The 17,930-nt window shown below is 71.8% G+C and carries 15 protein-coding genes and 1 rRNA gene; 13 read left to right on the top strand and 3 right to left on the bottom strand.

Annotation, left to right across the window (positions count from 1 at the left end; translation table 11 throughout):
* Positions 1-93 (top strand): 5S ribosomal RNA (gene rrf / locus BLR90_RS05205); the annotation flags it as partial.
* Positions 94-285: 192 nt separating this feature from the next.
* A complete protein-coding gene (locus BLR90_RS05200; RefSeq protein ID WP_091023297.1) occupies positions 286-651 on the top strand; it encodes a single-stranded DNA-binding protein in 366 nt (121 codons plus the stop codon).
* On the opposite strand, the gene BLR90_RS05195 is transcribed toward BLR90_RS05200, so the two are convergent.
* A complete protein-coding gene (locus BLR90_RS05195) occupies positions 626-1,750 on the bottom strand; it encodes a DUF1015 family protein (protein ID WP_170254172.1) in 1,125 nt (374 codons plus the stop codon). The genes BLR90_RS05200 and BLR90_RS05195 overlap by 26 nt on opposite strands.
* A 49-nt stretch (positions 1,751-1,799) precedes the next feature.
* Here BLR90_RS05195 and BLR90_RS05190 point away from each other — a divergent pair, with 49 nt between their 5' ends.
* Genes BLR90_RS05190 through BLR90_RS05140 form a run of 11 tightly spaced genes read left to right on the top strand, consistent with a single transcriptional unit; the run spans position 1,800 to position 14,637 of the window.
* Positions 1,800-2,819, top strand: coding sequence for an HAD-IIA family hydrolase (locus tag BLR90_RS05190; protein ID WP_091023086.1), 1,020 nt, complete (start codon positions 1,800-1,802; stop codon positions 2,817-2,819).
* 9 nt (positions 2,820-2,828) lie between these two features.
* Positions 2,829-3,041, top strand: a complete 213-nt coding sequence (locus BLR90_RS05185; protein WP_143016115.1) for a hypothetical protein — start codon at positions 2,829-2,831, stop codon at positions 3,039-3,041.
* 10 nt (positions 3,042-3,051) lie between these two features.
* Positions 3,052-3,891 (top strand): TlyA family RNA methyltransferase, encoded by an 840-nt coding sequence (locus tag BLR90_RS05180; protein ID WP_091023083.1) that lies wholly within the window; start codon positions 3,052-3,054, stop codon positions 3,889-3,891.
* Positions 3,888-4,835, top strand: coding sequence for an NAD kinase (locus tag BLR90_RS05175; protein ID WP_091023081.1), 948 nt, complete (start codon positions 3,888-3,890; stop codon positions 4,833-4,835). The genes BLR90_RS05180 and BLR90_RS05175 overlap by 4 nt, the downstream gene beginning before the upstream one ends.
* Complete coding sequence (recN, locus tag BLR90_RS05170) at positions 4,832-6,580, top strand: DNA repair protein RecN (RefSeq protein WP_091023079.1); 1,749 nt, start codon at positions 4,832-4,834, stop codon at positions 6,578-6,580. Before BLR90_RS05175 ends, recN begins: the two co-directional genes overlap by 4 nt.
* Before the next feature lie 30 nt (positions 6,581-6,610).
* The gene (locus BLR90_RS05165; RefSeq protein WP_091023077.1) at positions 6,611-8,308 is read left to right on the top strand and encodes a CTP synthase; all 1,698 of its coding nucleotides are present in this window, start codon (positions 6,611-6,613) and stop codon (positions 8,306-8,308) included.
* Positions 8,309-8,358: 50 nt separating this feature from the next.
* The gene (locus BLR90_RS05160) at positions 8,359-8,940 is read left to right on the top strand and encodes an NUDIX domain-containing protein (protein WP_245715157.1); all 582 of its coding nucleotides are present in this window, start codon (positions 8,359-8,361) and stop codon (positions 8,938-8,940) included.
* Between the two features lie 45 nt (positions 8,941-8,985).
* Positions 8,986-10,101, top strand: a complete 1,116-nt coding sequence (gene ald, locus BLR90_RS05155; protein ID WP_091023073.1) for an alanine dehydrogenase — start codon at positions 8,986-8,988, stop codon at positions 10,099-10,101.
* A gap of 32 nt (positions 10,102-10,133) precedes the next feature.
* Positions 10,134-11,042 (top strand): site-specific tyrosine recombinase XerD, encoded by a 909-nt coding sequence (gene xerD / locus BLR90_RS05150; protein WP_091023071.1) that lies wholly within the window; start codon positions 10,134-10,136, stop codon positions 11,040-11,042.
* Positions 11,039-13,603, top strand: a complete 2,565-nt coding sequence (locus BLR90_RS05145) for a DEAD/DEAH box helicase (RefSeq protein ID WP_091023069.1) — start codon at positions 11,039-11,041, stop codon at positions 13,601-13,603. Before xerD ends, BLR90_RS05145 begins: the two co-directional genes overlap by 4 nt.
* Positions 13,600-14,637, top strand: coding sequence for a S66 family peptidase (locus BLR90_RS05140; protein ID WP_245715156.1), 1,038 nt, complete (start codon positions 13,600-13,602; stop codon positions 14,635-14,637). The genes BLR90_RS05145 and BLR90_RS05140 overlap by 4 nt, the downstream gene beginning before the upstream one ends.
* A gap of 88 nt (positions 14,638-14,725) precedes the next feature.
* On the opposite strand, the gene BLR90_RS05135 is transcribed toward BLR90_RS05140, so the two are convergent.
* Both BLR90_RS05135 and BLR90_RS05130 read right to left on the bottom strand, forming a co-directional pair.
* Complete coding sequence (locus tag BLR90_RS05135; protein WP_143016114.1) at positions 14,726-16,207, bottom strand: glycosyl hydrolase; 1,482 nt, start codon at positions 16,205-16,207, stop codon at positions 14,726-14,728.
* Positions 16,208-16,241: 34 nt separating this feature from the next.
* A complete protein-coding gene (locus tag BLR90_RS05130; RefSeq protein ID WP_170254173.1) occupies positions 16,242-17,468 on the bottom strand; it encodes a glycosyl hydrolase in 1,227 nt (408 codons plus the stop codon).
* Between the last annotated feature and the right edge of the window lie 462 nt (positions 17,469-17,930).

Raw genomic sequence — 17,930 nt, 5'->3', positions numbered from 1 at the left:
ACACCCGGTCCCATCCCGAACCCGGAAGTTAAGCCTGACAGCGCCAATGGTACTGCAACCGAGAGGCTGTGGGAGAGTAGGACGCCGCCGGACAATTCTTTAGCAGGGCCACCAATTCGTTGGTGGCCCTGCTTTCATTTGCGCCCATTTCCGAGATCTCCGAATGCGGAGTTCTGGCCAGTAGGCGTCCACAGGCCGCGGTGGTGCGCGGCTTTCCACAGGCGTCACGCCCAGAGCCTAATGGTGTCGGAGCCCGCTGCGAGGTTCGCGGCGGAGGTGATGCGCATGTCAGCGCAGACGACAGAGAAGAATGACGAGCTCGAGGCCGTCAACGAGGTACGCCTCGTGGGGCGGGTGTCCCAGGAGCCGGAGATGAGGGAGCTGCCCAGCGGCGACACCATCTGGATGTTCCGGGTGGTGGTGCCGCGTGAGGCGACGCGAGAGCGACCGCGGCCACCGGTCGACGCGCTCGAGTGCATCGTGTGGTCCGGCCGGCTCAAGCGCTCGGTGCGCTCCTGGCGGGCCGGCGACGTGGTGGAGGTGGCGGGCTCCCTGCGCCGGCGGTTCTACCGGGCCGGTGGGGCCGTGGCGTCCCGCGTAGAGGTGGAGGCAGTGACTGGCAGGGTCATCCGTCGCGCATCGAGCGGATGAGCACCCCGAGGCTCGGCTTGGGCTGGAACGACGTCGCCTTTTCGGGAAGCAGGCGGTCGTCGCGCACGATCCGCAGGACGCGGTCGACCAGCGGAGCCGGCATGAGCACCGCCACGGCGGCGCCGGGGCTGGCGTGGCTGAGCGCCTCCTCGACCGTGTGGTGGTACGTCGTGCGCCGCGGGCCGTGCGGAAGCGCCGGCACCAGCTGCTCGTGCAGGAGCTGGACGGCGGTGCGGTCCGGAGGCACGGAGATGGTCAGCACGGCCCAGCGGTCTCCGTCGGTGGCCGCGAGGTGGTCGGGTCCCAGCGCGGCGACGGCCTCGTCCTCGGTGGCCTCGTGCACGCCGATGCCGACGTCATGAGCGGCCGAGCACACGTCGTCGAGGGAGGTGCCGCCGAGCACCCGGTGGATGGCGCCCAGGAACAACGGGGTGTCCTCCTGGTCGACCAGCATCGCGAGCCCGTAGTCCGACGGGCCCCCGGGCGCTCGCTTGTGCAGGCGCAGGTAAGCGGCGTAGCGGTGGTGCCCGTCGGCGATGAGCGCCTTCTCGTCAGCCAGGCCCGACGCGACCGCGGCGAGTTCGCTGGGGTCGCGGATCGCCCAGATCCGGTGCCGCTGGCCGGTGCGGTCGGTGAACTCGTGCTCGGGGGTGCGCTCCTGCACCCCGGCGAGCATCGCCCGCAGCGGTGCCGGACCGTGGTGGACCAGCAGGATCGGGGCCGGGTTGAGCTGCATCTCGGCCATCCGGTCGGCCAGGTCGTCGGCCTGGGCCGGGTAGATCCCTTCGTGCGGCAGGATCGCCCGCTCCTCCGCGCGGGTGGCGCCGCGCGAGACGTCGAGGAGGCCCACAAGACCGCGGATGGTGATGCCGCCCGCGGTGTACTCGTGCAGGTAGAGCGCGGGCTCGGGGTCCTGGCTGATCCGCCCCTGGCGCTGCCACCGGGTCAGGCGGGCCGCCACGTCCTTGTAGGGGCGGGCGAACGCACGCGCCGACGCGGGGTCGCCGACCCGCGAGGGCGCGAGCATCAGGGCTCGGAAGGGGAGCAGGCGCAGCGGGCCGCCGACGTACGGCGGGGTGACGACGGCACTGGACTCCACCTCGGCATCGTAGGGTGCCGGGACCAACCCACCTGCCCCAGGAGGCCGCATGCTCGGCGTGTCCCAGGACGCCCTGTGCTCCGCCTACGACCTCGCGATGCTGGACCTCGACGGGGTCGTCTACATCGGGCCCGACGCCGTGCCGGGAGCAGCCGAGCACCTCGACCGGGTGCGCGAGAGCGGGATGCGGCTGGCGTTCGTCACCAACAACGCGGCCCGCACCCCGGAGGCGGTCGCGACCCACCTGCGCGAGCTCGGCGTCCAGGCGGACGCCGGCGACGTGGTTACCTCGGCGCAGGCGGCGGCCCGGGTGCTGGTGGAGCGGCTGGGCGAGGGCGCCCGGGTGGTGCTGCTGGGTGCTGTCGGTCTGGCGGAGGCGCTCGCGGAGGTCGGCCTGGTCGCGGTGTCGGTCGAGGAGGAGGCCGAGGCGCTGGTGACGGGCTACGGCCCCGAGGTGCTGTGGCGCGACATCATGCGGGCGGCCGTACGCGTGCGGGCCGGTCTGTGGTGGGTCGCCAGCAACTCCGACTACACGATCCCGACGTCCTACGGGGTCGCGCCGGGGCACGGCGTGCTCGTGGAGACGCTGTCGCGCTTCACCGGCGTGGATCCGGTGGTCGCCGGCAAGCCGCAGCGGCCGCTGCTCGACGAGACCGTTCGCCGGGCCGGGGGCGAGCGGCCGCTCATGGTGGGCGACCGGCTCGACACCGACATCGAGGGCGCCCGCACCGCCGGCATCGACTCGCTGCTGGTGCTGACCGGGGTGACCGGTCTGCCCGAGCTGGTCGCCGCGACGCCGGCGGAGCGTCCGACCTTCGTCGCCGCCGACCTGGGCGGCCTGCTGCGCTCCCACGAGGTGCCGGCCGAGGACGGCTCCGGCTGGGAGCTGGGCGGCTGGCGGGCCGAGGTGACGGAGGCGAAGCTCGAGGTCGCGGGTGACGGGGGAGCCGACGACTGGTGGGCGGTCGTCGCCTGCGCGGCGTGGGCCCACGTGGACGGAGGCGGCGACGTCCCCGACACCTCGCACCTCGCCCCGCCCCTCACGGGCCGCGCGGCCGAGGCCCGGTAGCCTCGGAGCATGACGCAGGAGCCGATGGACGAGGGCGACGTCGTGGCAGACATGGAGCGGGTGCGCACCGGGGACGACCGCGTCGACTCGGTGATCGCCTCGATCGAGGGACTCGAGGGTCTCCCGGTGGAGGAGCATGTCGCCGCGTTCGAGCAGGCGCACGACGAGCTGCGCCGGGCGCTGGACGCTGCTCCGACCGACGGTCCACCCGACCAGGCCTGAGGTACGCCGGATGCCACCGCGCCGCCTGCGCCTCGACGCCGAGCTGGTGCGCCGGGGCCTCGCTCGTTCGCGCGACCACGCGAGCGAGCTGATCGCGGGGCAGCGGGTCAAGGTCTCGGGCGCGGTCGCGTCCAAGCCGGCGACCGGGGTGACCACCGACGTCGCCATCGTCGTGATCGACGACCCGGACCGCCCCGACTACGCCTCACGCGGCGGCCACAAGCTGGCGGGCGCGCTCGCGGTGTTCGGGCCGCTCGGGCTCGAGGTGGCCGGCCGGCGCTGCCTCGACGCCGGCGCGTCCACCGGTGGCTTCACCGACGTGCTCCTGCGTGCCGGGGCGGCGCAGGTGGTCGCGGTCGACGTGGGCTACGGGCAGCTCGTCTGGCGGCTCCAGAACGACGAGCGCGTCGTGGTCCACGACCGCACCAACGTGCGCGAGCTGACCCCGGAGCTGATCGGAGGACCCGTCGACGTCGTCGTCGGCGACCTGTCCTTCATCTCCCTGCCGCTGGTGCTCGACGCGCTCATCGGGGTGACCCGCGAGGACGGCGACCTGGCGCTGATGGTCAAGCCGCAGTTCGAGGTCGGCAAGGAGCGCATCCCCAAGGGCGGCGTCGTACGCGACCTGGACCTGCGGGCCGAGGCCGTGATCGGGGTGGCCGACGCGGCTGCCACGCGCGGCTGGGGAGCCCGCCAGGTCGCCACCAGCCCACTGCCGGGCCCCTCGGGCAACGTGGAGTTCTTCCTGTGGCTGCGCCACGGTCCGGCCACGCTCACCGAGGACGACATCCACCGGTGCGTGCGGGACGCCGCGGCCCTGGGGGTCGCGGGTGAGAGGGTGGACCCGTGAGCCAGGACCCGACCGTGCGCCGTGTGCTCGTGCTCGCCCACACGGGGCGCGACGAGGCCCGCGACGTCGCGCGCTCGTTCTGCAAGGGGCTGACCCGCCACGGCATCGTGGTCCGGCTGCTCGCCGCGGAGGCCGCCGACCTCGAGATCTCCCCGGACGACTACGACCCCCCGATCGAGCTCACCGAGTCCGAGACCGACGCCAGCCGCGACTGCGAGCTCACCTTGGTGATCGGCGGTGACGGCTCCATCCTGCGCGCGGTCGAGCTCACCCACGGCAGCCTGACCCCGGTGCTCGGGGTCAACCTCGGTCACGTCGGGTTCCTCGCGGAGGCCGAGGTCGACGACGTCGAGTCGACGCTCGAGGCGATCATCCAGCGCCGCTACACGACCGAGGACCGGCTCACCCTCGACGTCCGGGTCTACCGCGACGGCGAGGTGGTCAACACGACCTTCGCGGTCAACGAGGCCAGCGTGGAGAAGGCCGCCCGGCAGCGGATGCTCGAGGTCGTGCTCGAGATCGACGGCCGCCCGCTCTCGCGCTGGGGCTGTGACGGCGTCGTCTGCGCGACCCCCACCGGCTCCACCGCCTACAACTTCAGCGCCGGCGGACCGATCGTCTGGCCGGGTGTCGAGGCGATGTGCATCGTGCCCCTGAGCGCCCACGCCCTGTTCGCCCGTCCGATGGTGGTCGCGCCCACCTCCGTGATCGCGATCGAGGTGCTGGCCCGCACCGAGGGTGCCGGCGTGCTCTGGTGCGACGGTCGGCGCACGGTCGACCTGCCGCCCGGCGCCCGGATCGAAGTACGCCGTGGCGACCAGCCGGTGCGGCTGGTGCGGCTCCACGAGGCCCCGTTCACCGACCGGCTGGTGGCGAAGTTCGACCTGCCGGTCGAAGGCTGGCGCGGCTCCGCCGAGCGTCGCCGCCGCGGGGACGACGCATGATCGAGGAGCTCCGGATCACCTCGCTGGGCGTGATCGAGTCCTCCACCCTCGAGCTCGGGCCCGGCCTGACCGTGATCACCGGTGAGACCGGCGCCGGCAAGACCATGATCGTGACCGCGCTGGGCCTGCTGCTCGGCGGCCGCGCCGACAGCGGCGCCGTACGCTCCGGGGCCAAGCTCGCCCGGGTCGAGGGCGTGGTCTCCGTCGGCGACCTGCCCGGACTGGCCGACCAGGTCGAGGAGGCCGGGGGAGTCGTCGAGGACGACCGCCTCGTGGTCGCGCGCAGCATCTCCGCCGAGGGTCGCTCGCGGGCCTTCGTGGGCGGCGCCTCCGTGCCGGTGGCGACCCTGGCCGAGATCGCCCAGCCGCTGGTGGCCGTGCACGGGCAGTCCGACCAGCACCGACTGCTCCAGGCCCGCGCCCAGCGCGAGGCGCTCGACCGGTTCGGCGGCGAGCCCGTAGCGGCGCTCCTCGCCGGCTACACCGCCACCCACGAGCAGCTCGAGACCGTCGAGGCCGAGCTGGTCGACGTGGTGGCCACCGCACGTGACCGCGCCCGCGAGGCCGACCTGCTCCGCTTCGGCCTCGGCGAGGTGGAAGCGGTCTCGCCCGAGCCGGGCGAGGACCTGTCCCTGGCCTCGGAGGAGGCCAGGCTCGGCTTCTCCGACACCCTGCGCGGTGCCGCCGAGCTGGCCCGCGAGGCTCTCAGCAGCGAGCAGGAGGCGGTCGACGCGCTCGCCACCACGGCGGCGGCGCGCACCGCGCTCGACGGCGTACGCGACCACGACGCCGAGGCCGGCGAGCTGGCCGACCGGCTCGCCGAGATCACCTACCTGCTCTCCGACGTGGCCGCCGACGTCGCCTCCTACGCGTCACGCATCGAGACCGACCCGGCCCGCCTGGGCGCGGTCTCCGAGCGGCGCGCCGCCCTGACCGCCCTGACCCGCAAGTACGGCGACACCATCGACGACGTGCTCGCCTGGGCGGAGCAGTCGTCGCGGCGGCTGCTCGAGCTCGACTCCACCGACGAGCGGATCGAGCAGCTCCGCGCCCGGCGCCTCGAGCTGCGCGACCAGCTCACCGCGCAGGCCACCGCGCTGTCGGCCGCCCGGCACGAGGCCGCCGAGCGGCTGGGCACCCAGGTGAGCGAGGAGCTCACGCTGCTCGCGATGCCGCACGCCCGGCTCTCCGTCGACGTGACGCAGACCGAAAGCGAGCCGAGCGAGGGCCGCCGGGCTGCGCTGTCGGTGGCCGGCCGCTGGGTGCGCTACGCCGCCCACGGCGTCGACGACGTCGAGCTGCTGCTGGCCGCCAACACCGGCTCCGAGCCCCGGCCGCTCGCCAAGGGCGCCTCCGGTGGCGAGCTCTCCCGCGTGATGCTCGCGGTCGAGGTCTCGCTGGCCGGCACCAGCCCGGTCCCGACGTTCGTCTTCGACGAGGTCGACGCCGGCGTCGGCGGCGCCGCGGCGGTCGAGGTGGGCCGCCGGCTCGCCGAGCTGGCGCGGACCGCCCAGGTGCTGGTCGTGACCCACCTGCCGCAGGTCGCGGCCTACGCCGACCGTCACGTCGTGGTCGAGAAGTCCAGTGACGGCACGGTCACCAGCTCCGGTCTCACGGTGCTCGACGACGCGTCCCGCGAGCGCGAGCTGTCGCGGATGCTGGCCGGCCTGTCCGACTCCGACACCGCCCTCGCGCACGCTCGCGAGCTGCTCGAGGTTGCCCAGTCGGCGCGTGGACGCAGCTAGTTCGCCAGTTCTGGGATAGCCTGGTCATCCGTGAAGAGCCCCGCGCAGACCAAGCACATATTCGTCACCGGAGGCGTCGCCTCCTCGCTGGGCAAGGGCCTCACGGCTTCGAGCCTCGGTCGCCTGCTGCGCTCGCGTGGTCTGCGCGTCACCATGCAGAAGCTCGACCCGTACCTCAACGTCGACCCCGGGACGATGAACCCGTTCCAGCACGGTGAGGTCTTCGTGACCAACGACGGCGCCGAGACCGACCTCGACATCGGTCACTACGAGAGGTTCCTCGACACCGATCTCAACCAGATCGCCAACGTGACCACGGGCCAGGTCTACAGCAGCGTGATCGCCAAGGAGCGCCGCGGTGACTACCTCGGCGACACCGTCCAGGTGATCCCGCACATCACCAACGAGATCAAGGAACGCGTCCTCGCCATGGGCCAGGGCACCGGCGACGACGCCTTCGACGTGGTCATCACCGAGGTCGGCGGCACCGTTGGCGACATCGAGTCGCTGCCGTTCCTCGAGGCCGCCCGCCAGGTCCGCCACGACATCGGACGCGACAACTGCTTCTTCCTCCACGTCTCCCTGGTGCCCTACATCGGCCCCTCCGGCGAGCTGAAGACCAAGCCGACCCAGCACTCCGTCGCCGCGCTGCGCCAGGTCGGCATCCAGCCCGACGCCATCGTGTGCCGCGCCGACCGCGAGCTGCCCTCGTCGATCAAGAAGAAGATCTCGATGATGTGCGACGTCGACGAGGAGGCCGTGGTGACGGCCGCCGACGCGCCGTCGATTTACGACATCCCCAAGGTCCTGCACCGCGAGGGCCTCGACGCCTACGTCGTACGCCGCCTCGACCTGCCGTTCCGCGACGTCGACTGGACGCTGTGGGACGACCTGCTGCGCCGGGTGCACCACCCGGTCGAGGACGTCACGGTGGCGCTGGTCGGCAAGTACATCGACCTGCCCGACGCCTACCTGTCGGTCGCCGAGGCGCTGCGCGCCGGCGGCTTCGCCCATGAGGCCAAGGTCCACCTGCGCTGGATCGCGTCCGACGAGTGCGAGACCCCGGCCGGCGCCCACAAGCACCTGCACGACGTCGATGCGGTCTGCGTCCCCGGCGGGTTCGGCGTGCGCGGCATCGAGGGCAAGCTGGGCGCCCTCACCTACGCCCGCATCAACAAGATCCCGACGCTCGGCCTGTGTCTCGGCCTGCAGTGCATGGTCATCGAGTACGCCCGCTCCGTGGCCGGGCTCTCCAAGGCCGCGTCCACCGAGTTCGACCCCGACTGCCCCGAGCCGGTGATCGCCACGATGGAGGAGCAGAAGTCCATCGTCTCCGGCGCCGGCGACCTGGGCGGCACCATGCGTCTGGGCCTCTACCCGGCCGAGCTGGTCGAGGGCACCGTCGTCCGCGCGGCCTACGGTGAGGCGTCGATCCAGGAGCGCCACCGCCACCGCTACGAGGTCAACAACGCCTACCGCGACCAGCTGTCGGAGGCCGGGCTGGTCTTCTCCGGCACCAACACCGAGCTCGGCCTGGTCGAGTTCGTCGAGCTGCCGGCCGACGTCCACCCCTACTACGTCTCGACCCAGGCCCACCCCGAGCTGCGGTCGCGCCCGACCCGCCCGCACCCGCTGTTCGCCGGGCTCGTGGGTGCCGCGATCGAGCGTCAGCGCGAGCTGCGGTTCCCGATCGACGAGAGCGGCCTGCGCCGCGAGCCCGTGGAATGACAGAGCCTGATGAGGCGGGACGTACGAGCGCAGCGATTACTCCCAATGGAGTGACGAAGTCACTCCACGATGAGCCCGAGTCCTGGCCGCTCATCGGCACCGAGGACCTCTACCGCGACCACTGGGTGATGGCGCTGCGCCGAGACGAGATCCGCGCGCCGCAGGGCGGGGAGACGTTCGCCCGGTTGGTGCTCGAGCATCCCGGCGCCGTCGTTGTCCTGGCCGTCGACGAGGACGAGCAGGTGCTCTGCCTGCGGCAGTACCGCCATCCGGCCGCGCGCCGGTTCGTGGAGCTGCCCGCCGGCCTGCTCGACGGCGAGGACGAGGCGCCGCTCGATGTGGCCCGCCGCGAGCTGCGCGAGGAGGCCGGGCTCGAGGCGACCGAGTGGGTGGCGCTCACCTCGGCGTACTCCTCGCCGGGCATCTCCGCCGAGCTGATCCACTACTTCCTCGCCCGCGGGCTGACCGAGGTGGACCGTGACTTCGACCCCCGGCACGAGGAGGCGGAGATGGAGGTCTTCTGGGCGCCGTACTCCGAGCTCTACGACGCGGCCGTCTCCGGCAGGGTGACCGACGCGCCGCTCGTGGTTGCCGTGCTCGTCGCGCACGCCCAGGGGCTGGTCGGGCGATAGTGTCGCGTGGTGGCCGCAGACTCGCGGCCCAGGGAGGAGCTCTAGGTGAAGGTCGGCGTTCCGAAAGAGGTCAAGAACCACGAGTACCGGGTGGCGATCACCCCGGTGGGCGTCCATGAGCTGACCGCTCACGGTCACGAGGTGTTCGTGCAGGCGGGGGCGGGCGTGGGCTCGTCCATCGACGACGCGGAGTATGTCGCGGCGGGTGCGCGGATCATCGACTCCGCCGACGACGTGTGGGGCTCGGCTGACCTGGTGCTGAAGGTCAAGGAGCCGGTCGCCGAGGAGTACCACCGCCTGCGTGAGGGCCTGACCCTCTTCACCTATCTCCACCTCGCGGCCGACAAGCCGCTGACCGAGGAGCTCCTGAGGAGCAAGGTCACCGGCATCGCCTACGAGACCGTGCAGCTGCCCTCGGGCGGACTGCCGCTGCTCTACCCGATGTCCGAGGTCGCCGGCTGCCTGGCGCCCCAGGTGGGGGCGCACAGCCTGCTCAAGGCCCAGGGTGGCCGCGGCGTGCTGATGGGCGGGGTCGGCGGTGTGGCCAACGCGAAGGTCGTGATCATCGGGGCCGGTGTGTCCGGCCAGAACGCCGCCAACATCGCCCTCGGCATGGGCGCCGACGTGACGCTGCTCGACACCGACCTGGACAAGCTGCGGATGTCGTTCTGGCGCTACAACAACCGGGTGCACGGGCTGGCGTCGTCCAAGCTCGCCGTCGAGCAGCAGGTGATGGAGGCCGACATGGTGATCGGCGCGGTGCTGATCCCCGGCGCCGCGGCTCCCAAGCTGGTCTCCAACGACCTGGTCTCGCGGATGAAGCCCGGCTCGGTGCTGGTCGACATCGCGGTCGACCAGGGCGGTTGCTTCGAGGACACCCACGCGACGACACACGACGACCCGACGTACCAGGTGCACAACTCGACGTTCTACTGCGTGGCCAACATGCCGGGTGCGGTGCCCAACACGTCGACCTACGCGCTGACCAACGCGACCCTGCCCTACACCGTGAAGCTGGCAGACAAGGGCTGGCAGGACGCCTGCCGCTCCGACCACAGCCTCGCGCTCGGGCTCAACACGCATGCCGGGCAGCTCACCAACGCGCCGGTGGGTGAGGCCGTCGGCATCGAGTCCGTGGCCCTGGACGACGTGATCGCCTGAGTACCACATCTCCGGGGTCCATCGATCGAGCGATCCGCACCTATCTCGAGCACCTGTCGGTCGAGAAGGGGCTGGCGACCAACACCCTCACGTCCTACCGACGCGACCTGCGGCGCTACCGCGCCCACCTGGAAGCGGCTGGCGTGGAAGAGCTGGACAGCATCGACGAGGCGACGGTGAGTGGGTTCCTGATGCGACTGCGCGAGGGCGACGCCGACCACCAGCCGCTGAGCGCGACCTCGGCGGCCCGCACCGTGGTGGCGGTGCGCGGCTTCCACAAGTTCGCGGTGGCCGACGGGTTGGCCCAGGTCGACCCGGCCGGTGGCGTGAAGCCACCCACGCCGGCGAAGCGGCTGCCCAAGGCGCTGCCGCTGTCCGACGTCGAGGCGATCCTCGAGGCGGCCGGCGCCCCCGGCACCACGCTCGCGCTGCGCGACCGGGCGCTGCTGGAGGTCCTCTACGGCACCGGTGCTCGGATCTCCGAGGCGGTCGGGCTCGACGTCGACGACATCGACGAGGTCGACGGCACCGTCCTGCTGCGCGGCAAGGGCAGCAAGGAACGGCTGGTCCCGCTGGGCTCCTACGCGCGCGAGGCCCTCGCGGCGTACGTCGTGCGTGCGCGCCCGGAGCTGGTCGCCGCCGGGTCGAAGGCGATCGGTGGGGCACTGTTCCTCAACGCCCGTGGCGGGCGGCTGTCACGGCAGTCCGCGTGGACGGTGCTGACCAAGGCCGCCGACCGGGCCGGGGTCGACCGTGACGTCTCGCCGCACACGCTGCGCCACTCCTTCGCCACGCACCTGCTCGACGGGGGTGCCGACGTACGCGTCGTCCAGGAGCTGCTCGGGCACGCGTCCGTCACCACGACCCAGATCTACACCCTGGTGACGGTCGACAACCTGCGCGAGGTCTTCGCCACCGCTCACCCCAGGGCCCGCGGATGATCGACCCCGACAAGGTCTACGACGAGATCGTGGAGTGGGCCCTCGGCGAGGGGCTCGAGCTCTACCCGCACCAGGACGAGGCGGTCATCGAGCTGCTCGGCGGCAGCAACGTCATCCTGGCCACACCGACCGGGTCGGGGAAGTCGCTGGTCGCCATCGGCGCCCACATGGCCGCCATGGCCGACGACCGGGTGAGCTTCTACACCGCACCGATCAAGGCGCTGGTGAGCGAGAAGTTCTTCGCGCTGTGCGCGGTCTTCGGTGCGGAGAACGTCGGGATGCTGACCGGCGACGCCACGGTCAACGCCGAGGCCCCGATCATCTGCTGCACCGCCGAGGTGCTCGCCAACATCGCCCTGCGCGAGGGCGCGACCGCCGACGTGGGGCTGGTCGTGATGGACGAGTTCCACTTCTACGCCGAGCCCGACCGCGGCTGGGCCTGGCAGGTCCCGCTGATCGAGCTCCCGCAGGCGCAGTTCCTGCTGATGTCGGCCACCCTCGGCGACGTCACCGACATCGCCGAGGACCTGACCCGCCGCAACGGTCGCGAGACCGCGATCGTCGCCGACGCCGAACGCCCGGTGCCGCTGGCCTTCTCGTGGTCGCTGACCGTGCTCGACGAGACCCTCGACGAGCTGGTGCAGACCAAGCAGGCGCCGGTCTACGTCGTGCACTTCACGCAGAAGGACGCGGTCGAGCACGCCACCAGCCTGCTGTCGCCGAGCTCGGCGATCGGCAAGCTGACCCAGGCCGAGAAGGACGCGATCACCGACAAGATCGGGGCGTTCCGCTTCGGCTCTGGCTTCGGCAAGACGCTGTCGAAGATGGTGCGGCGCGGCATCGGCGTGCACCACGCCGGAATGCTGCCGCGCTACCGGCGCCTGGTCGAGCAGCTCGCGCAGGCCGGGCTGCTGACCGTCATCTGCGGCACCGACACGCTCGGCGTCGGCATCAACGTGCCGATCCGCACGGTGCTGTTCAGCGGGCTGGCGAAGTTCGACGGCAGCCGGCAGCGGGTGCTGCGCACGCGGGAGTTCCTCCAGATCGCCGGACGCGCCGGCCGTGCGGGCTTCGACACGGCGGGGTACGTCGTCGTACAGGCTCCGGAGCACGTGATCGAGAACGAGAAGGCCAAGGCCAAGGCCGACGCCAAGAACTCCGCCCTGAGCGCCGAGAAGCTGGCGAAGCGGCGCTCGAAGGCGCAGCTGCGCAAGCCGCCCGAGGGCAGTGTGGTGTGGACCGAGCAGACCTTCGACAAGCTCGTGCACGGCACCTCCGAGAGGTTGCAGTCGCGGATGAAGGTCGACAACGCGATGGTGATCAACGTCCTGGCCCGCGAGGAGGACGCGTTCCCGGTGCTGCGGCGGCTGCTCCAGGACAACCACGAGGACCGGCGCAGCCAGCTGCGGCTGACCCGCCGGGCGCTGCGGCTGGTCCGCAGCCTGGTGCACTCCGGCACGGTGACCCGGCGAGACGTTCCCGACGAGTTCGGGCGGCGCTATGTGCTGACCGTCGACCTGCCGATGGACTTCGCGCTCAACCAGCCGCTGGCGCACTTCGCGCTGGCCGCCCTCGACGTGCTCGACCCCGAGAGCGAGACCTACACCCTCGACATCGTGTCCGTGATCGAGGCGGTGCTCGAGGGGCCGCGGCAGATCCTGTTCGCGCAGCAGCGGCGGGCGCGCGGCGAGGCGATCGCCGAGATGAAGGCCGACGGGCTCGAGTACGACGAGCGGATGCTGCTGCTCGACGCCATCACCTGGCCCCAGCCACTCGCCGAGGTCCTGGAGGCGACGTACGAGATCTATCGCCAGCGGCACCCGTGGCTGCGTGAGGACGCGCTGAGCCCCAAGACGATCGTGCGCGAGATGTACGAGCAGGGGATGAGCTTCACGGAGTTCGTCAGCCGCTACGAGCTGGCGCGCTCGGAGGGGTTGGTGCTGCGCTACCTCACCGACGCCTACCGCACGCTGCGCCAGACCGTGCCCGACGCGCACCGGACGCCCGAGCTGGAGGACCTGGTCGAGTGGCTGGGCGAGACCGTGCGGCAGACCGACTCGTCGCTGCTCGACGAGTGGGAGGCGCTGTCGGACCCCGAGCACGTGTCGCGCACGGTGGCCGAGGGCGCGCCGCCGCCGATGAACCGGCCGATCTCGGCGCAGGAGCGGCCGTTCCTGATCATGATCCGCAACGCGATGTTCCGCCGGGTCGAGCTGGTGGCGCGCGACGACCTCGACGGCCTGATGGCGCTGGAGCGCGCCGCGGCCGACCGGACCGAGCCGCCGGCCGAGGTGCTGGTGACCCGCTCGGTGTGGGACGGCGCGATCGAGGAGTACTACGCCGAGCACGACAGCATCGACCTCGGCCCCGACGCGCGCGGCCCCGACCTGCTGTCCGTCTCACGCACCGGCCGCCGGTGGGAGGTCCGCCAGACCATCCACGACCCCGAGGGCAACCACGACTGGGTGATCGAGGCCGTCGTCGACCTCGACCTCTCCGACGAGCTCGGTGAGCTCGCGCTCACCACCACCACCGCGATGCGCTGCCTGGGGGACTCGTGACGCCGCCGTCGAAGGCTTCGCCGGGGGACAAGGTCGCCGTACTCTCACCGTCGTTCGCTGCCCCCGGTGTCGCCCCGGAGGTCCACGAGCAGGCCATGCGTCGGCTGGCCGACCTGACCGGGCTGGTGCCGGTGGAGTACCCCACGACGCGGCGGCTCGGCGCCTCCGCTGCCGACCGCGCAGCCGACCTCAATGCTGCGTTCGGTGACCCTGAGATCCGAGCGGTGCTGGCGACGATCGGGGGTGAGGACCAGATCAACGTGGTGCCGCACCTCGACCCTGCGTTGGTGCGTGCCGACCCCAAGCCCTTCGTCGGCTACAGCGACAACACCAACCTCCTGAGCTGGCTGTGGACCCAGGGCGTGGCCGGCTTCTACGGCGGTTCGACGCAGGTCCAGCTCGGGCCGGGACCAGCGGTCGACGAGGTGCACGCCCGGTCGCTGCGGGCCGCCCTCCTGACAGGGGAGCGGCTCGAGGTCACCGAGCCCGGGGAGTCGGAGGACGTCGGACTGGACTGGGAGGACCCTGCGGCCCTCACCAGCTACGGGGAGCGGGAGCCCACCGAGCCCTGGACCTGGGCCGGGCCGGAGCGGTCGGTGACCGGGGCGACCTGGGGAGGCTGCATCGAGGTCGTGCAGTGGATCCTGACCGCGGGCCGGTTCCCGAGCGACCCCTCGGTCCTCGACGGTGGGGTGCTCCTGTTGGAGAGCTCCGAGGAGCTGATCCCGGCGACCGAGTTCGGCTGGATCGTGCGGTCCCTGGGCGAGCGGGGACTGCTGTCCGCGGTTGACGCGGTCGTGGTCGCGCGCCCGCCGACGTCCGACTTCACGGTCCGGCCGAGCGCCGAGGAACGAGCGGCACGTCGCGCAGAGCAGCGTGACGTGGCGATCGAGACCGTCCGCGCCTACAACCCCGACGCAGTCGTGTTGGTCGGCGTGCCGTTCGGCCACACCCGCCCCCAGTGGATCCTCCCGTACGGCGGCTCGCTCACCGTGGACGGCGTCCAGCGCCGTCTGTGGGCCGACTACTCCTGACCCGATCCCGGGAAAGTACGGAACGCTTTCGACGTGAACTCGCCCGGATGGGGTCGAAAACGTTCCGTACTTTCCGGAGAAGCCGCGCTCAGCGGAGGTAGCAGAGGGCGTTGAAACAGCTGGAGAGCCAGGAGCGGCCGCCGGTGAGGGAGGTGAGCTGCTTGTAGCCGGAGGGGTCGTTGACGGAGGTCGGTTTGCCGTCGTCGAACCAGAGCATGGTCCACAGCGGGGTGATGCCGGTGCTGCGGATCGTGCGGGAGATGACGGCGGGGTTCCAGGTGCCGTCGCGGCTGCCGTGGGGGCCGGCCTCGGTGATCGCCATCCGGGGTACGCCGCCCTGGGCCACCGGCTTGTAGCCCTCGATCCGGAACGCGTCGGCGGCGTTGGCGGCGCCGTACTCGGGGTCGTAGCTGTCGAGCCCGCCGACGTCGACCTTGTGGGGCAGCAGCGCCCTCGGTTCGGTGGTGCTGCTCGTGTCGAGGTTGAACGAGTAGGCCCAGAGGATGTTGTGGACGCCCGCGGCGGCGGCGCGCGCCTGCATCAGCGTCCAGAGCTGCCGGTAGACCGCGGGGTTGGGCTTGCCCCACCAGAAGAAGCCGCCGTTGGCCTCGTGGAGCGGGCGGAAGACGACCGCCGTACGACGGGTCCCGACGCCGCCTCCGTCGCCCTCGGCGTCGCCCTCCTGGAAGCGCCGGAGCAGCGACATCTTGTCGTCGAAGTCGGCCCAGAAGGCCGCGCCCGCCGGTGTGGACTCGTTGAGCAGGCTGCTGAGGTCGCCGCGGCGGGTGTCGGTGAACGGGCCACCAGTGAACGGGTTGCGGGCGTGCCAGGACGCGGTGAGGACCGCGCCGCCGTGGGCGAGCTCGAGGAGCCCGGCGACTACCTGGTCCGCGAACGGGAACTCGTAGTCGCGGGCCATGGCCAGCTCCTCGAGGTCGAAACCGATCAGCGACGTCCGGATCGCGGCAGCGCCCAGTGGGCGGATCGGGTCGAGGAAGGACTGGCTCGAGACGTTGAGCTGCTGGCCGACGCCCATCAGGCCGACGGCGCGCCAGCGGTCGAGCCGCGTGGCCAGGCAGAAGGCCTCGCCGGTGGGGGAGGCATCGACGAGCGGGGTGACCGGGCTGCACTGTGAGGTGGTGCGCACGTAGAGCTTGGTCGCCGTCGACGCCGAGCTCCGGAAGCGGCCATGCTGGGGGTGCACAACGCGGAACGTGCGGGTCGCCGTGGAGGTGACCGTCAGCGGCACGAAGAAGCGTCCCGTGGCGTCGGTGCGGGCGGTGCGGATCGTGGTCCAGACCGACCCGACGTACTCCTGGAAGGTCAGCTTGGCGTCCTTGCGCACGGGCGCGATCGTCGCGACCAGGCCGGTCGGGTCGCTGCTCGAGTCGACGGGGTCGAACGTGATGACGGGCGGCGCGAGCCGCAGCGAGACCGACGTCTTGACCGCCGTGCCCTGGCGGGCGTGGCTGGTGGTGGGGTCGGCGACGTCCGCAGCGACCGGAGTCGGGAGGAGTGCTCCCGCCAGCAGCCCTGCCCACAAGGCCCCCCAGGCCGCGACATGACGCACGCGGCCAGTGTCGCAGCCGGACCTCAGGTTTGGCTCAAGAAAGCGGACACAGGCCGTCGGGGCAGGTCGCCAGCCAGGCGCGGCCGCCCCGCAGCGACGCGATCTGCTTGCGCCCGGTGAAGCCGTCCTTGCCGTTGCCGTCGTCGAACCACAGCAGCGCGTACGTCGGTCGCAGGCCGGCGGCCAGCGCCGACTCGGCGATCACCCGCGGGTCCCAGGCGCCGTCCTTGCTTCCGTGCGGACCGGTCTCGGCGATCGCCGCGCGGGGGTGGGCGGCGGCGAGCTCGGCGAGGCCGGTGAGGTCGAGCCCCGGCGGCCCGTCGTCGGTCACGGGGTCGTAGGAGTCGAGGCCGACGAGGTCCACCAGCTCGGGCACCAGCGTCATCGGGTCGATGATCTCGTCGTGGGTGCGGGCGTTGGCCGACCAGCCCCACACGATGTTGTGCACGCCGGCCTCGGCGGCGTGGTCCTGCATCTCGGCCCACAGCGCCCGGTAGGTGGCCGGGTCGGGGGCGCTCCACCAGAACCAGTCGCCGTTGGCCTCGTGCAGCGGGCGGAACAGCACCGCGGCCGGCTGGAACCGGCCGTCCTCGCCGGTCTGAAGGCGCCGCAGCAGGTCGAGCTTGGCGTCGTAGTCGGACCAGAACGCCTCGGCCTGCGGGGTCTCGGGGTCCAGCAGGGCGTCGAGGTCGCGCCAGCTGACGTCGAAGGAGTCCTTGCCGGTGGCGGGGTTGGCGGTATGCCACGAGGCGGTGAGGACGACGCCGTCCGCGGCGAGCTCCAGGAGCTTCTCGACCGGCGGGTGCTCGAAGCCGAAGGTGTCGGCCTTGGCGAGCTCCTCGAGGTCGAAGCCGACCAGCGCAACCCGCTGCGGCTCGAGCCGGCGCAGCGGGGCGAGGTAGTCGGAGGTGGAGACGTTGAGCTGCTGGCCGACGCCCATGACGCCCGTACGCCGCCACTCGTCGAGGGTCTGGGCCAGGCACCGAGCCTCGGGGGTGGCGTCCGGGTCGACCAGGGCGAGGTCCGGCTCGCAGTCGGGGGTGGGCGTGAGTGTGGCGCTGGGGGAGTCGCTCGGAGTGGAGGTCGGCGAGGTGGTCGAGGGGGTGCTCGAGGACGTCCCGCTCGGGGTCGACGTGGCGTCGGGGCCGCCGTCGGTAGCGGACGGGTCGTCATCGATCACCATGGTCCCCACCACCAGCAGCAGCCCGAGCAGCGCGACCAGCACCTCCACGAGGGCGACCCTGACCACTCGACGGCGCACGCGGCAAGTGTGGCATCCACCAGGTGACTGACTCCCGCGAGTCGGCGCCAGTGCACGCCGTACGACGCCCGAGTCGGCGCCAACGTCGTGCACAAGCGCCGACTCGCGGAGCAGAGGCTCCTCCACAGGTAAGTGCACAGGGGAGGGGGTGCCTGTGCAGTTCAGGCGGGAGCGAGTGCACAGTTCCTCAACAGATTTGCCGAGTGCCTGTGGGATTGCGGCGTTGTGTTGGTGGGAGATCCGGACCGGACCTAGAGTCCGCGGCGAGTCGCCGCAATGTCGCTGTGTCGACATTGTGTGATGGGGGTGCAGTCCCCCCGACCGGATGAGGAGTGGCACATGAGCAACAGCGGGATGTTCCCCGGAATCTCAGGCAGCAGTGCCCCCGACATGCCGCCGAGGACGCACACCCCTTCCCCGCCACTCGGAAATGAGCACGTCGTGTCTGACCCCCTGCCCTTC

It is taken from the genome of Nocardioides szechwanensis, assembly GCF_900103935.1.
Taxonomy (GTDB): Bacteria; Actinomycetota; Actinomycetes; order Propionibacteriales; family Nocardioidaceae; genus Nocardioides; species Nocardioides szechwanensis.
Note: the sequence above shows the minus strand (reverse complement) of the source record. Positions and strands in the feature narration are given on the sequence as shown.

Bases quoted from the DNA above. Each gene is read 5' to 3' on its own strand.
- BLR90_RS05200 (WP_091023297.1), top strand. From the start codon at position 286: ATGTCAGCGCAGACGACAGAGAAGAATGACGAGCTCGAGGCCGTCAAC.
- BLR90_RS05190 (WP_091023086.1), top strand. From the start codon at position 1,800: ATGCTCGGCGTGTCCCAGGACGCCCTGTGCTCCGCCTACGACCTCGCG.
- BLR90_RS05185 (WP_143016115.1), top strand. From the start codon at position 2,829: ATGACGCAGGAGCCGATGGACGAGGGCGACGTCGTGGCAGACATGGAG.
- BLR90_RS05180 (WP_091023083.1), top strand. From the start codon at position 3,052: ATGCCACCGCGCCGCCTGCGCCTCGACGCCGAGCTGGTGCGCCGGGGC.
- recN (WP_091023079.1), top strand. From the start codon at position 4,832: ATGATCGAGGAGCTCCGGATCACCTCGCTGGGCGTGATCGAGTCCTCC.
- BLR90_RS05145 (WP_091023069.1), top strand. From the start codon at position 11,039: ATGATCGACCCCGACAAGGTCTACGACGAGATCGTGGAGTGGGCCCTC.